Source organism: Dongia soli (assembly GCF_034044715.1).
GTDB classification, from domain to species: domain Bacteria; phylum Pseudomonadota; class Alphaproteobacteria; order Dongiales; family Dongiaceae; genus Dongia_B; species Dongia_B soli.
This window is the reverse complement of record NZ_JAXCLW010000007.1, coordinates 148,905-163,083: the sequence shown is the minus strand read 5'-3', so window position 1 is coordinate 163,083 and position 14,179 is coordinate 148,905. Positions and strand designations below refer to the sequence as shown.

Genomic DNA, 14,179 nt, shown 5'->3' with positions numbered 1-14,179 from the left:
CTTAGGCATCAACCGGCATCCGCCTTCCGGTCCGACGGGTCGTCCTCTTCGTCCTCGTCTGCATCTTCGATGCCGTCTTCGTCCTCATCTTCGACGCCGTCCTCGTCCTCATCTTCGACGCCGTCCTCGTCCTCATCTTCGACGCCGTCGTCATCCTCGTCTTCATCGTCACGATCGCCGGCGCCGTCGTCTTCATCCTCGCCGTCGAGGCCACCATCGTCGTCGTCGTCGTCGTCGTCGTCATCGTCATCGTCGTCATCGTCGTCGTCGAGGTCGTCGTCGAGGTCGTCGTCGCCATCGCCGTCGTTATCGCCGTCGTCATCATCCTGGGCGCCATCCGCTTCAGTTTCTGAGATCTCGGCTTCCAGAGCACTCAGTTCGGCGGCAGCTTCTTCCTCGGCGACATCTTCCTCGAAAGCCCCATCTTCAAGGTCGTCCTCGAGATCGTCCTCATCGTCGAGTTCGTCTTCCTCGCTGTCGATATCGCTGTCCTCGAGGTCCTCATCGGTATCCACGACATCATCGCCGTCCAACTCGGCCACGTCGGTCGCGTCTTCATCGAGATCGCCGTCGTCAGCATCCGCTTCGACGCCATCGCCCGGCGCGGCAGCTTCCGCGCCGCTTGCCCCTTCACCCGCAACCGCCTCACCGGCCGCGACCGTGCCTTCGAGAAGCGCCAGCATCTCGGCGTCATAGGCATCGTCGGCGACCGCGCCTTCTTCGCCGTCGCCGTCCTCTTCATCACCCTCGCCTTCACCACCGCCCGGCGGCAAATGGCCCTGCACGCCCAGCGTGGCGGCATTAGGCGTGCTGTCGAGCAGACCGGCAGCGCGCAATTCCTCGACACCCGGCAAGGCATCGCAGCTTTCCAGGCCAAAATGTTCCAGGAAGGCTTCTGTGGTTACCCAGGTGACGGGACGGCCCGGCGTCTGGCGACGGCCCTTCGGCTTGATCCAACCGGCTTCCAGCAGATTGTCGAGCGTGCCTTTGGAGATCGCGACCCCGCGAATCTCTTCGATTTCCGCCCGCGTCACCGGCTGGTGATAGGCGATGATCGCTATGGTCTCGACTGCCGCCCGGGTCAGCTTGCGTTCGACCTTCTGCTCGACATGGAATTTCGAGCTAAGGTCGGGCGCGGTGCGGAAGCACCAGCGGTCTTCGACCGGCGTCAGGTTGACGCCGCGATTGGCGTAGAGGTCGCGAATTTCCTGCAGAAGGCCGGGAATATCGGATCCTTCCGGCATGCGCGCCGCCAAGGCATCGACCGTCAGCGGCTCGGCCGAGGCAAAGAGGATGGCTTCCAACAGGCGCTGCAACTGAAAACGATCTTCACTCATCACTCGACATTACCTTGATTGGCGACCGCTTCTTCGCTCTGCGGCTCAGCGCGGCGCACATAAATGGGTCCGAAAGTGCCGTCCTGGCGCAATTGAATGCGGCCGGACCGGGCAAGTTCCAAGGTGGCGGCAAAAGTCGCTGCCATGGCGGCGCGACGCTGCAACGGCGTCTCCTGCAAATCATCCGGCAGGAATCGCCGCAGGGTCGTCCAGTCGAGAACGTAGCCAAGCAATTCGCCGATACGATGCAGGGCATCATCCATGGAGAACAGGCGCAGCGGTTCGATATGCAGGACGCCTTCGCGCTTGCGGCCCGGATGGGTGCCGTAGGCCTTCAACAGATCATAGAGGGTGAGGGTATAAAACGGTACCTGGATCAAGCGGACCGGTTCCGGCTCGCCGCGTCGGAAAAAATCGCGGCCGAGCTGCGGCAAGGCGAGAAGCGCCTGCCCGGCCTTCTGCATCGCCTCCAGGCGCTGCAGTTGAAAAGCCAAAGCGGCGGCCATTTCAGCACCGGAAGGCTCGCCGTCGCTGGGCGGCTCGGGCAGCAGCAGGCGCGACTTCAGATAAGCGAGCCAAGCCGCCATGACGAGATAATCGGCAGCGAGTTCCAGGCGCAGGCGACGGGCCCGCGCCACGAAACCGAGATATTGATCCGCCAGTTCGAGAATCGAAATCTTCTTGAGATCGACCTTCTGATCGCGCGCCAGATTGAGCAGCACGTCGATCGGGCCTTCATAACCGTCAAGGTCGAGATGCAGATCGCCGCCATCTTCGGATGCGGTATCCGGCTGCGCCGCTTCAAAGCCCGCAGCTTCCGATGCGGATTCCTGCGCTGAAGCACCGTCCCGGCTCGCCCCGTTATCCGGTGCAGCCGCGGGCGCCGGCTGTTCGGTCGCGGCTACTTCCGCAGCTTCCTCCGCAACCGCTTCATCCGATGGCGCAGCGGATTCTTCAGCCGCAGCTTGGTCCGCAGCATGCTCATCCGGCTCCCGCTCCGCTTGCGGAACGGTCTCGCCCTCGCTCTCGCGCTGTGATGCCTTCTCGGAGAGGGCGGTCTCGGCGGGGGCAGCTTCCGCAGACCCTTGAGCCGGGAAATCCTCTTCCCGGGTGGGAACCTGGCCTGGGCCCGGCTGATCGTCCGGTCCGATCTCGTCCCGATCGTCGTGATTTGCGGTCATACCGTCCGAAACTACCTGCTCTACCTTTGCGACGGCCGCGACCCGTTACAGGCCGGGGCCAATGATGCTCATGACGCCGGTGAGATGGGCGATCACGTTCAGCACATAGCTGGAAGCCGGTCCGAGAATCCAGCTCAAAATGTTCAAATTCAGGCCAATTGTCCGGCCGAGAAGGGGCAATAGGAAAATCAGACCGATCAAGATCAGCATGCCGTATCGTTCCAGATTCGCCAGTGGCAAGGCCAAGGGGCGCGGCAGGATACCGACTGCGACCCGGCCGCCATCGAGCGGCGGCAGCGGCAACATATTGAATAATGCCAACCAGATATTCAGCAGAATCGAGTTGAATAGGGTCTGGCCGGCGAAGTCCGATATCTCCGGCGGCAGCATGACTGCGAGATGCAGCAGCAGCGCGGAAATGATCGCGAGGAAGATATTAATACCCGGCCCCGCCAGTGCCACCCAGACCATGTCCCGCTTGGGATGGTTGAGGTTGCGGAAATTGACCGGAACCGGCTTGGCATAGCCGAAAAGAAAGCCCGTCCCGCTCAGCAGCAGCAGGGCCGGCAACAGCACCGTTCCGAAAGGATCGATATGGCGCAAGGGGTTGAAGCTGACCCGCCCCAGCATATAGGCCGTATTATCGCCAAGCCGCCAAGCAACGAAACCATGCGCTGCTTCGTGCAGGGTGATGGCAAAAAGGACCGGCAACACCCAGGTTGTGGCGTTCTGAACCAGGCCCGCTAAATCATACCCACCCAAAATACGCTCCTTGCGTGAAAGGCCGGCCGTCAATTAATGCGCGACAATCGCCTTTTAGGCGATCAGCCGTGTCAGTTCGTCACGCAATGCCGCCATGTCGGAGGTCGAAGCCGAGGCCAGACGAGCCCGTTCCCGTTTATCCTGCCCCCGTTCATATCGGGCTTTTGCCGCCGGGGACAAGGGGGCGGCACCGGCGGCGACCTGCCGCATTTCCGCCATATCGCCATTACAATGCAGCACGACATCACAGCCGGCCGTCAGGGAGCGCTGCGCCAGGTCGCCAAGCTTGCCATTCAGCGCCTTCATGCTGAGATCGTCGGTCAACAGCAGCCCGTCGAAGCCGATTTCGCCGCGAATCACGTCGGCGATGACCTTGGTCGACAAAGTGGCGGGCGAGTCGGCATCAATCGCTTCATAAACGATATGCGCCGTCATCGCCCAGGGAATGTCGTTCAAGGCATGAAACGGCCGGAAATCCGTGGCCGACAATTCCGCGCGGCCCGCGGCGACACGGGGCAGGTCGTGATGGCTGTCGACCATCGAACGGCCATGTCCGGGGATATGCTTGATGATCGGCATCACGCCGCCTTCCAGCAGGCCTTCGGCAGCCGCACGACCGAGAATCGCGACCAGTTCGGGCTCGCCGCCATAAGCCCGGTCGCCGATGACGTCATGGGCGCCGGGAACGCGGATATCGATCAGCGGCGCACAATCGACATCGATGCCGAGCGCCGTCAGCTCCGCCGCAATCAGCCGGTGATTGAGCTTGACCGCGCGGCAGCCGGCGGCAAGGTCGCCGCTTGCCAGTTGCCCGAAGCGTTCGGCGGGTGGGGCAGCGCGCCAATGCGGCGGTCGCAGACGCTGCACGCGCCCGCCTTCCTGATCGATCAGGATCGGCGCGGCCGGATCATCGATACTGTCGCGCAATTGCCCCGTCAGGCGGACCAGCTGATCGGGACCGACGATATTACGGGCAAAGAGAATGAAGCCGAGGGGCCGTGTCTCGCGAAAGAAATCGCGCTCGTTGGGCGTCAGTTCGGTACCGGCGCAGCCGAAGATCACGGCAGCAGTCATTCAATCCCCCAATAGCATTTGCCGGCGGGCCTGGCCCGCCGGCAATCCGTTTGCAAGTTAGCGCAAATCAGCGCGCCAGGATGCAAGCCTGTTTCTGCTTTGCCAATTCGCTGCAGATCGATTTCGCCGCCGTCCGGTCGGCCAGCGGGCCAGCCTGGATGCGGTAATAGACGGCGCCATCCTTGCTGAATTTCTGCACGATCAGATTGAGCTTGCCGAGCTGGCTGGGATGCGCCTTCTGCAGCTTCGCCCACTCACTCTTCGCCGCCGCTTCGGTCTTCACCGCCGCGAGCTGGATCTTCACCTTGCCGCCGGCCGTTGCAGTCGGCTGGGTCGTGGTCTTGCTGGCTTCAGCCGGCTTCGCCGCTGTCTGGGTTGCCGCCGGCTTGGCCGGCGCTTCATTCGCAGCCGTATTGGCCGACGACGCGTCGGAGGTCGCATTGCTCGCCGGCACGGCGGGCGCCTGGGCGCTCATCGCTGGGCTGGCTGCGTTCGAGGTGGCCGGGGCCGACGGCACGGCAGGCGCGTCGGGAACAGCCGGCACCGAAGGTGCGGCGAGACCCGCCTGCTGGCCGGCTTGTTCGCCGGTGGCCGGCTGGCCATTGGCTGCTTGAGCATTCGCCGGCTGACCGTTCGGCTGCTGCGCTGCCTGTCCGGCCGCATCCGTATCCGTCACGGCCGGCGGCGCCGGGGGCGCGATCGGCTGTTCCGGCGGCGGCAACACGGTTTCACCCGATTGCTGCGGCTGGCCATTCATGTTTTCCAGGACCTGGACATTCTGGTTCGGCACCTGCAAGCCGCCAGCATCGGTCGGCTTGACCTTTTCGGGCGAGGTATCCGCGGTGATCACCGGGGCCTGGCCGCTTTTGCCGCTGCCCAGCCAAATGGCGCCGATCACCGCCAGGGCGACGAGCGCACCACCCAAAACCAGCAAGCGGTTCCGCTTGCGCTTGCCGGCCCCCTTGTCGCCCTGGGACGGCGGATAAGCCCCACCGGAAGGCGGCGGGCCCATTTCGACACCGCTGAGGAGATCGGGCTGGTTCGCACCGCTATTTCCACCATCACCGCCGGAAAGCGGCGATTTCATATTGCCGAAATAGCTCGATCCGGTCGCGGTGCTCGGCCGCATGCTGCTTCCCGCTGTCGGGCCACTGGACAGACCGCCGGACGGGCCACTGGCCGTCATGCCTCTGGTGCTCATGGTGCTGGCGCCGTTGCCAAGGCCGAGGCTGGGATCCGCTCGCAAGCCGCCGGCGAAATAGCTCGGCGTGCCGGCCGGATTGGCGGAAGGGGCAGCCGGTGACGAACTGGTTTGGACCGGGGCCCCCTGCGAAGAGGTCAACTGAGCGGCGCTCGATTGCGGCGAACCGGCCGGAGATGCACCGGACGGCGATTGCGCAGGCTCGGATGATGCGGCGCTCGGCGCTGCCCCTTGCGGCGGCGTGCTGGGCGCGGCCGCCCCTGCCCCATTTCCCGTATTCCCGCTTCCCGAACCGCCAGTTCCGGCGCCGCCGGCCCCGCCCGTCGAGGACGAGGTGATAGGCGGCATGACATCGCCGCGCAACCTGCTGAGGGCGGCGGCGACGTTGGCCTGGATCTGTTCCGGTTTCGGCGTATCTGACATTGTGTCTACCTTCCTCCGACCTGGCGCCGCGAGGAGGACGCAACCGTCGGGAATGTTTACGAAAATTTCGCTATCAGACCAAGAAAGCGCCGAGTCGGTCAAGCGCGCGCGATCCGAACGAAGAGGTTAACAATCGGATTCGACTGCATTTTTTTGGCTTTTTTGTGTCCGCAAGCTGAGCCGCGCCGAAGAATTACATCCGTTCGTAGGGGTCGAACAGGCGCCGGTGCATTTCGAGCGCGTATTTGTCGGTCATGCCGCCGATATAGTCCGCCACCAGCCGGGCCGTGGCGGTGGTATGCGGGTCATCGACGCCAGACTGCCATTCCGACGGCAGGCAGGTCGGCTGGGTGACCAGCAGATCATAGAGATCAACCACGACACGCGCCGCCTTCTGTGTGGTCTGCACCACCCGGTGATGGCGATACATTTTCTGGAACAGAAATTTTTTCAAGGCGATGTCGTGCGCGCGCATGGTGTCGGAGAACGCCACCACCGGCCGGTCGAGCCGACGAATATCGTCGATCGTCTTTACCTTGGCCTCGGCGAGGCGCCGCCGGGTCTCTGCGGTCACATCGGTCACCATGCGGTTGATCATGCGGCGCACGGCTTCGCCGATCAGGCGCGATGTTTCCAAGCCTGGATATTGCTTCGCCACTTCGGCGAAGATCGGTCCGGCGAGCGGCACGTCAGTAAGATCGGCGACCGTGAAAAGCCCGGCCCGCAGCCCGTCATCAATGTCATGATTGTTGTAGGCGATGTCGTCGCTTATTGCCGCCACCTGCGCTTCGGCACTCGCGAAGCCAGCAAGGTCGAGATCGCATTGCGCGTTATACGCGGCGATGGTCGGCGGCACTGGCTTGCCGCGCGCCTTGGCATGCGCATGTGGGCCGATCAGCGGGCCGTTATGTTTGACAACGCCTTCAAGCGCTTCCCAACTGAGATTGAGCCCGTCGAAGGCGGCATAGCGGCGTTCAAGCTGCGTCAGAACCCGGAATGTCTGTTCGTTATGATCAAAGCCGCCATGCTCGGCGAGACAATGATCCAGGGCTTCTTCACCGGCATGGCCGAAAGGCGGATGGCCGAGATCATGGGCCAAGGCAACCGCTTCGGCGAGATCCTCATTGAGGCCAAGGCTGCGCGCCAGCGAGCGCGCGATCTGAGCCACTTCGATACTATGGGTCAGGCGGGTGCGGTAGTGATCCCCTTCGTGATAAATGAAGACCTGGGTCTTATGCTTCAGCCGGCGAAAGGCAACGCTGTGAATGACACGGTCGCGGTCGCGCTGGAAGATCGACCGGCCGGGACTTTCCGGTTCGGGCACCAGGCGGCCGCGTGAGGCCTTGGGATCGCTGGCATAGGGTTCCATGCCCGCACCGTAGCAGGTTGGAAGATGTGATGCATCAGCAGGTTGTGTAGAGCGATGCATCGCGAAGATGCGGTTGGGACTGCACGTGCTAAACTTGCGCGATCGGATGCCACGGAGGCCAGAGATGAGCGAACAAGCAAGCGCCTTTCCACAAAGCGGCGGCTGCCTGTGCGGCCGTATCCGCTATCGGCTTCTCGCGCCGCCAATCTGGACGGGCTATTGCCATTGCACCAGTTGCCGGCGGTCGACCGGGACGGTCGGCGTCGCTTATGCTGGTTTTCACAACCGGGATGTCGAATTCGATAAGGAGCCCGCAACATTCAATTCCTCGCCCGGCGTCAGGCGAAGCTTCTGCCCCACATGCGGGACACCGATGGTCTATCGCTCGACGCGCTGGCCCGACGAGACGCATATCCTTGTCGGCAGCATGGATAATCCAGAGGCCTGCCCACCCGCCAATCATTTCCATGCCAGCGAGCAAGTTTCCTGGCTGCGTCTGGAAGACAGCCTGCCGCGCCATAATTAGCGGAAAAGCGGGCTTATTCGCTGCATCATGCCCCATATGCAGCAGCCGGGTTTGACTATTGGATCGGGGTCCCTAAATATAGGCTCTGAAACAGGAAAGCCGTTACCCATGAACGACATGACACCAGCTATTGAGAACTCAGCGCAGACTGCGCCGATGCCGCGGCAGGTCAACATTACCGAAAGCGCCGTGAAGCGCATTGCGTGGCTAATGGAACAGGAAGGCGATGCCGATCTGATGCTGCGCCTGAGCGTTTCCGGCGGCGGCTGCTCGGGCTTCCAATACGGTTTCTCCTTCGACAAGTCCCAGCAGCAGGATGACCACCTGTTCGAGCGCGACGGCGTGAAGGTGGTGGTGGACGACACCTCGCTTGATTTGCTGGCCGGGGCGGAAATCGATTTTGTCGAGGATCTGGTCGGCGCGGCCTTCCAAGTGCGGAACCCGAACGCCGTTTCCTCCTGCGGCTGCGGCTCTTCCTTCTCCATCGGCTGATATTCTCCCTTGGCACTGACGGTTGCGACCTTCAATGTGAATTCGCTGCGCGCGCGCCTGGCGAATATCATCTCCTGGCTGAATGCGGCGAAGCCGGATGTCGCCCTGCTGCAGGAAATCAAATGCCAGGAAAGCGACTTTCCGCGGCTGGAGCTTGAAGCCCTCGGCTATCACGTCGCCCTGGTCGGTCAGAAATCGTATAACGGCGTTGCCATTCTCTCCCGGCAAAAATTCGAAGTCACCTCGCGCGCTTTGCCGGGCGATGAAGGCGATGAACATGCGCGGTATCTGGAAGCCGAGATCGAGCATCCCGAGGGCGAAATCTGGAAGTCGCTGCGCGTCGCCACGATCTATCTGCCCAATGGCAATCCGGTCGGCACCGCGAAATATCCCTATAAGCTCGCCTGGATGAAGCGCTTGCGCGCTCACGCGGCCACGCTACTGGAGAGGGAGCAGCCGGTGGTGCTGGGTGGTGATTACAATGTCTGCCCCACCGATCTCGATGTCTATGATCCGGTCGGTTGGGCCGAGGATGCGCTGTGCCGGCCGGAGAGCCGGGCGCAGTTCCGCTCCCTGCTCAATCTCGGTTACACCGATGCCCTCCGCGCCTTTTACACGGATGGCAACCGCTACACTTTCTGGGATTATCAAGCCGGCCGCTGGCAGCGCGACCAGGGCCTGCGCATCGATCATCTCCTGCTCTCGCCCCAGGCCGCCGACCGGCTGCGAGCTTGCGAGATCGACCGGACGCCGCGCGGCCTGGAAAAGCCGTCGGATCACACGCCGATCTACTGTCAGTTGGCGCTGTAATCCTCAATCAGCTTCGGCTTGTGACACGCAGAAAAGCGGCAACCATCTCCGCCTTCACGGAGATGGTCTTTCTTCTGGCCGGAAATGCCAGTCCCTCACTTGCCCTCGGCTTGCAGCCGGACCACATCCTGTTTCAGCAGATAGAGCGAGACGGCGAGCAGGACGACATCCTTCATCAGGAAGGGGACGTTGCCGACCATCGCCGGGAAGCCGCCAGCGGATTCCGCCCAGCCATTCGGCATGAAGGGGATGATGGTAACGGTGCCGATGAAGGTGGCGGTCGAACCGAGAGCGCCCAGCACCGCGACCCGCTTATCCCAGAAACCGATGAACAGCAGCGCACCGAAGAGCCATTCGGAGACGCCGAGGAACCAGCTCGCCCCCTGGATGCCGAAGACCGGATAGAGCCAAAAGATCAGTGGACCGTTGCTGATATAGGGGATCAGCACCTGGGCTTCATAGTCGAACCACTTCTGATAGCCGAAGAAGGCGAAGATCAGCACCATCGAGGCGCGGACCAGGTGATAGTCGAGATCCTTTTTGATGAGCGGGCTGTTCGCCAGCCGGTCAACGAGGCTATTCATGGGACGTCCTTTCGAAATATGTAGCGATTATTCGCGGGGATCGGGAGGAGCCGGCGGCATGGTTGCCAAGCCGCCGGTTGTCGCTCAGCGGATCTTCGGGAAGTCGAGGTCGGTGTCGTTGATGCGGTTGAACATGTTGGTGAAGATGCCGATCGCGATGGCGAGGCTGATCTCGACCAATTGCTGGTCGCTGTAGCCTGCTTCCTTGATCGTTGCGAACTGCTCAGCGCTGATCGTGCCGCTGGTGCTTGCCAGGGTCCGCACGAACGCGGCGAGCGCATCGCGCTTGGCATCGCCGGTCGGCAGGCCGAGGCGCAACTGCTTGACCACATCCTCGGAAAGGCCGGCCACCTTGGCGATCGCGCTATGGGCGCCGATGCAGTAATCGCAGCCAGTGGCGATACTGACGACCAGCTTGATCGTCTCCGTCTCCTTTTTGCTGAGCGAACTGGCGGCCAGCACCGCATCGGCATTGAGGATCGACTCGAGGGCTGCCGGCTGCAGGGCGCCGATCGCGGCATAGGTATTGGGAACCCCGCCTACCGCCTGCTTGATTCGGCTGAAGAGATCGGCGGCAGCGCCGGTGGCCTGGGCAACGGGGGCGGTGATTATGCGGGGCATGGTGACACTCCTTTTCGCGGCTATCGCCGGCGACCATCGTCGGCTGATGGGTGTCATTTAATCGGGATTTATGCTATTGATAATGCTTAGATGACTTAAAAACATGCTCAATAGTTTCAATTGAGGAAAAAATGGAAACCAGATTGGACTGGCTCAGCCGCCTGCTGAGCCTGGTGCCGGTGAGCGGCAGGCTCGATCACCGATGTTTCCTGAGCGCGCCCTGGCGCATCGAGTATCAGCCGGCGCCGCCCGGGGAGATTCCCTTCCATATCGTTCTGGGAGGCGCCGTGAGCTTCGAGGAGACGAAAGGTCCGGCAGCCCCCGGCCGCCCGCGTCAATTGCGGCCCGGTGACATCGTGGTGGTCATGCACGGCGCCGCACATGCCCTGCATGACGGCAGCGGGGCGGCGCCGCTGCCCCAGCGAAACCGCGCAGCTCTTAATAACCTCATCATTACGGAGAATGACGGCACGGGGGAGCGTATCGATATGCTATGCGGCAGCTTCCGCGTCTCGCCGGTGCATGAAAAAATGCTGCGTCGCTATTTACCACCGCGCCTCGTCATCAGCGCACCGGAGAACAGCGCGGCAACCGCCAGACAGGGAACCGGCGCCGAACTGGCGACCCTGGTCGCCCTCATGCGGACGGAATCGGTCAGTGAGAATCTTGGAAGCGCCGCCATGCTCGATGCTTTGTCGACAGCGCTTTTCGCGCTCATCCTGCGGCACGCAAGTGAGGCCAGCGTAGCAGCCGAAGGCCTGCTGGCTCTGGCCGGCAATCCCAAGCTTGCGCCGGCTCTGACCGCGATGTTCAACGAGCCGGCTCATCCCTGGACGCTGCCGGAGCTTGCCAGCCTGTGCAATATGTCGCGCGCTACCTTTATCCGCCATTTCCAGGAGGGGCTAGGACGCTCGGCGATGGATCTTTTGACCGAGATCCGGATGACCGTGGCGGCCAATGCTCTCGCCTCAACGGAGACCTCAACCGGCGCTGTCGCGGAACTGGCCGGCTATCAATCCGATGCCGCTTTCCAACGCAGTTTCAAACAATTCATGGGCGTGACGCCGGCGCAATGGCGCAAGCAGGCATTGGCGAAGAACAATGCGGCTGCCGGTTAATCCGATGATCGGACTGCACCAGAATGAAACGGGCTCCCGCGCCGCCATGCTTTGGAGCCCGTTTTCTTCACTTACAGCGGTGTCACGATATGCAAGGCGTGCTGCAGCTTCGCGATCGAGGCTCGCGGGTTGGTTTCGCATCCTGCCGTCGCCAAAGCGTCCAGCCTGCGCGCAAGGCCGATCCGGGGCGCCGATTGATTTGCCGATGCGACAGCCATGAAGGCGACATGGAGATCATGGCAGGTTTCCTGCAAGCTCGGTGTGGCGCTGGTGTCATAGGCGCCCGCCTCGGCGCTGCCGGTGAATGCCGGGGCCAGGAACAGAAAGCCGCTCACAACCAGGGTCGCTAAACGCAAGAAAGACATATTGGCCTCCTTTGCTCGATGAATGACCACGAGTTACACGTAATCGATCGAGCTACCTGCCTGAATGTCTGGAAGGCTCAAAAGTCTGACTTAAAGTCTCATTCTGTTTGGCCGGCCGCCTCAGGCCAGCGCGGAGAATTCGACCCGATCGCGCAACATCATTCCCGCTATCGCCGGTATCTCAGCGGGACTTGCAACGAAAGCCGTCGCACCGGCCGCTTCCAGTTCCGCGCGCGAACCATAGCCATAGAGAACGCCGATCGCCGGCAGATTATTGGCGCTGGCGCCATGCACGTCATGTTCACGGTCGCCGATCATCACCGCTGGTTCGCCGCCGATCCCTTCCTTGGCCAGCAGATGTGCAATCAGATCGGCTTTTCGCGTCCGCGTACCGTCGAGCTCCGACCCGTAGATCGCGGCGAAACGTGAGGTCAGGCCGAAATGATCGAGGATGCGGCTGGCGAAGACATGCGGTTTCGAGGTCGCGAGATAAAGCCGGTGCCCCACTGCAAGGAGTTGGTCCAGCATCTCCGGCACACCGGGGAAGACCTCATTCTCATAAAGACCGATGGTGCCGAAGCGATCGCGATAATGATCGACGCAACGTTGCGCCAGCGTCGCATCGCCGACCAGGTCGTGGAATGCCTCCAGGAGCGGCGGACCGATGAAACTGATCAAGGCCTGTTCGGACGGCACCGGCAGCTTCAGCGCTTCCAACGCATGACGGATCGAGCGCGTGATGCCGATCTGCGGATCGGTCAGTGTGCCGTCGAGATCAAGCAGAATAGCAGCCATTTATCGCCGCACCTTATCCATCGAATGCTTCGCCGAGTGGCATCAGACGCAGGCCCTTGCGCAGGCGCTTATAAGGCAGTGCGCGGTTATCGACCGGATTGGCGCCGGGCGCCGCGACGATCAGGATCTCCGCGGCGATTGGCTGGAAATCTGCGCGGAAATGCACCGAGCTTTTCAGGGCGAGGATTTTTTGCTGCGCCGGTTCGACGCCGAGATGCCGCAACATCGCCTGATCAGCGCATTGCTGCTTGCGGCTGGTGACCACGACATCGACGCCGCCGATCGAGAGCAGCGCCATCAGCCCCAATTGCATTCGGTTGCCGCGATAGAACGGCCCGGTCGCGTCGAAGGCGCCGTCACCTAGCGCCTTGACCTTGAAGGTGCCATGGAAGGGATGATGGCCGGGCATGCCGCTCCAGGCCCCGATGCCGAGCGTGATCTCGCTTCCCAATCCGGCTTTATGTGCGGCCTCGGCGGTACGGGGATCGAAAAGATTGGCGAAGACGGCATCTTCGGCATGGCCGGCGACCAGCGCCTCCAACAGGCCGACCGTATCGGCGTTGCCGCCGGCGCCGGGATTATCCTGGGTATCGGCGAGAATGATGGGCGCGCGATGTTTCGGCGCTTCCGCCCGGGCATAAGCCACCGCTTCGCTGGGCTGCCAGATGCGGCCGGCAAACCCTTCCTCCGCCTCGTTCACCGCCGCGATCAGTTGATCGGCTTCGGCGTCGGCAATCTTTTGCGTCTCGCCATAGGTCACGACCACCGGGCCGCATTCGGGCATATCGGCCGGCGGGAAGCCGAAGGTGAAGGAGGCACTGGCGAGACCTGCTTTGCGTTCCGCCGCCGCCACCGCTGCATAAAGCGATTTGGCGGGATCGATCAGCGTGCATTGCCAGGTGAGCGGCACCAGAAAATCGGCCTGGCGACGCGCTTTCGCCAGCGGCCCGTGGCGCACCAGCCGATCCATTACCTGGGCCGAGGCAGCCCCGCTTTCCGCCAGATCGACATGCGGATAGGTGCGGCAGCTCACCAGCACCGAGGCGAGATCGACCATCCGCTGGGTGACATTGGCATGGAGATCGAGGCTGACGACGATGGGCATGTCCGGCCCGACCAGACGCCGCAGCCGCGCCAGCAATTCCCCTTCGCCGTCATCCAGATGCTCCGTCACCATGGCGCCGTGCAGATCCAGATAAATGCCGTTGATATTGCGCAAGGCAGCGATGCGCTCCAGCAATTCGCCGACGATGGTTTCATAGACGTCGCGTTCGACATGAGCCGAGGGCGAAGCCGAACACCACAAGGTCGGTTCCAGATCGAAACCGAGCGGTCCCGCTGCTTCGATGAAACCGGCGATCGGCAGGTTGATGCCATTGAAGGTCTGGAAAATATCTGCCCCGCGCGTCAGGCCGGGCCAGCCATCCGCTTGTTCAAAATCGCGGAAGGTCGCCTTGACCGGTGCGAAGGTATTGGTTTCGTGCTGGAACCCGCCGATTGCGATGCGCGTCATGGGAAATC

At 62.3% G+C, this 14,179-nt stretch carries 15 protein-coding genes; 4 read left to right on the top strand and 11 right to left on the bottom strand.

All coding sequences use genetic code 11. The features are described from left to right. Positions 1-8 precede the first annotated feature (8 nt). The 6 genes from scpB to SMD27_RS19775 form a co-directional block, all read right to left on the bottom strand. Complete coding sequence (gene scpB, locus SMD27_RS19800; RefSeq protein ID WP_320510165.1) at positions 9-1,337, bottom strand: SMC-Scp complex subunit ScpB; 1,329 nt, start codon at positions 1,335-1,337, stop codon at positions 9-11. Beyond that, positions 1,337-2,518, bottom strand: coding sequence for a segregation and condensation protein A (locus tag SMD27_RS19795; RefSeq protein ID WP_320510164.1), 1,182 nt, complete (start codon positions 2,516-2,518; stop codon positions 1,337-1,339). The genes scpB and SMD27_RS19795 overlap by 1 nt, the downstream gene beginning before the upstream one ends. 45 nt (positions 2,519-2,563) lie before the next feature. After that, positions 2,564-3,280 carry a site-2 protease family protein gene (locus SMD27_RS19790; protein ID WP_379990609.1) on the bottom strand — a complete coding sequence of 239 codons (717 nt, stop codon included), beginning with the start codon at positions 3,278-3,280 and terminating at the stop codon, positions 2,564-2,566. Positions 3,281-3,334: 54 nt separating this feature from the next. Then, on the bottom strand, positions 3,335-4,354 hold the full coding sequence (gene nagZ, locus SMD27_RS19785; RefSeq protein WP_320510163.1) for a beta-N-acetylhexosaminidase: 1,020 nt from the start codon (positions 4,352-4,354) through the stop codon (positions 3,335-3,337). A 67-nt stretch (positions 4,355-4,421) separates the two neighbouring features. After that, complete coding sequence (locus SMD27_RS19780) at positions 4,422-5,978, bottom strand: SPOR domain-containing protein (protein WP_320510162.1); 1,557 nt, start codon at positions 5,976-5,978, stop codon at positions 4,422-4,424. A gap of 193 nt (positions 5,979-6,171) precedes the next feature. Further along, positions 6,172-7,347, bottom strand: coding sequence for a deoxyguanosinetriphosphate triphosphohydrolase (locus SMD27_RS19775; protein WP_320510161.1), 1,176 nt, complete (start codon positions 7,345-7,347; stop codon positions 6,172-6,174). A gap of 124 nt (positions 7,348-7,471) precedes the next feature. Here SMD27_RS19775 and SMD27_RS19770 point away from each other — a divergent pair, with 124 nt between their 5' ends. The 3 genes from SMD27_RS19770 to xth all read left to right on the top strand — a co-directional run bounded on the left by SMD27_RS19770 (position 7,472) and on the right by xth (position 9,175). Next, on the top strand, positions 7,472-7,873 hold the full coding sequence (locus SMD27_RS19770; RefSeq protein ID WP_320510160.1) for a GFA family protein: 402 nt from the start codon (positions 7,472-7,474) through the stop codon (positions 7,871-7,873). Positions 7,874-8,029: 156 nt separating this feature from the next. Next, on the top strand, positions 8,030-8,365 hold the full coding sequence (erpA, locus tag SMD27_RS19765) for an iron-sulfur cluster insertion protein ErpA (RefSeq protein WP_379990651.1): 336 nt from the start codon (positions 8,030-8,032) through the stop codon (positions 8,363-8,365). Positions 8,366-8,380: 15 nt separating this feature from the next. After that, positions 8,381-9,175: an exodeoxyribonuclease III gene (gene xth / locus SMD27_RS19760; RefSeq protein ID WP_320510226.1), complete on the top strand. Its 795-nt coding sequence runs from the start codon at positions 8,381-8,383 to the stop codon at positions 9,173-9,175. A gap of 95 nt (positions 9,176-9,270) precedes the next feature. On the opposite strand, the gene SMD27_RS19755 is transcribed toward xth, so the two are convergent. Next, positions 9,271-9,759: a YkgB family protein gene (locus SMD27_RS19755; protein ID WP_320510159.1), complete on the bottom strand. Its 489-nt coding sequence runs from the start codon at positions 9,757-9,759 to the stop codon at positions 9,271-9,273. An 84-nt stretch (positions 9,760-9,843) separates the two neighbouring features. After that, positions 9,844-10,380 carry a carboxymuconolactone decarboxylase family protein gene (locus tag SMD27_RS19750; protein ID WP_320510158.1) on the bottom strand — a complete coding sequence of 179 codons (537 nt, stop codon included), beginning with the start codon at positions 10,378-10,380 and terminating at the stop codon, positions 9,844-9,846. Positions 10,381-10,511: 131 nt separating this feature from the next. Between SMD27_RS19750 and SMD27_RS19745 the strand changes: the two genes are divergently transcribed. Further along, a complete protein-coding gene (locus SMD27_RS19745) occupies positions 10,512-11,498 on the top strand; it encodes an AraC family transcriptional regulator (protein ID WP_320510157.1) in 987 nt (328 codons plus the stop codon). A 71-nt stretch (positions 11,499-11,569) separates the two neighbouring features. Here SMD27_RS19745 and SMD27_RS19740 read toward each other — a convergent pair whose 3' ends face one another. The 3 genes from SMD27_RS19740 to SMD27_RS19730 all read right to left on the bottom strand — a co-directional run bounded on the left by SMD27_RS19740 (position 11,570) and on the right by SMD27_RS19730 (position 14,171). Beyond that, the gene (locus tag SMD27_RS19740; protein ID WP_320510156.1) at positions 11,570-11,863 is read right to left on the bottom strand and encodes a hypothetical protein; all 294 of its coding nucleotides are present in this window, start codon (positions 11,861-11,863) and stop codon (positions 11,570-11,572) included. A gap of 120 nt (positions 11,864-11,983) precedes the next feature. Then, the gene (locus tag SMD27_RS19735; RefSeq protein WP_320510155.1) at positions 11,984-12,658 is read right to left on the bottom strand and encodes an HAD family hydrolase; all 675 of its coding nucleotides are present in this window, start codon (positions 12,656-12,658) and stop codon (positions 11,984-11,986) included. Between the two features lie 13 nt (positions 12,659-12,671). Then, the gene (locus SMD27_RS19730; protein ID WP_320510154.1) at positions 12,672-14,171 is read right to left on the bottom strand and encodes a M81 family metallopeptidase; all 1,500 of its coding nucleotides are present in this window, start codon (positions 14,169-14,171) and stop codon (positions 12,672-12,674) included. Positions 14,172-14,179: the final 8 nt, after the last annotated feature.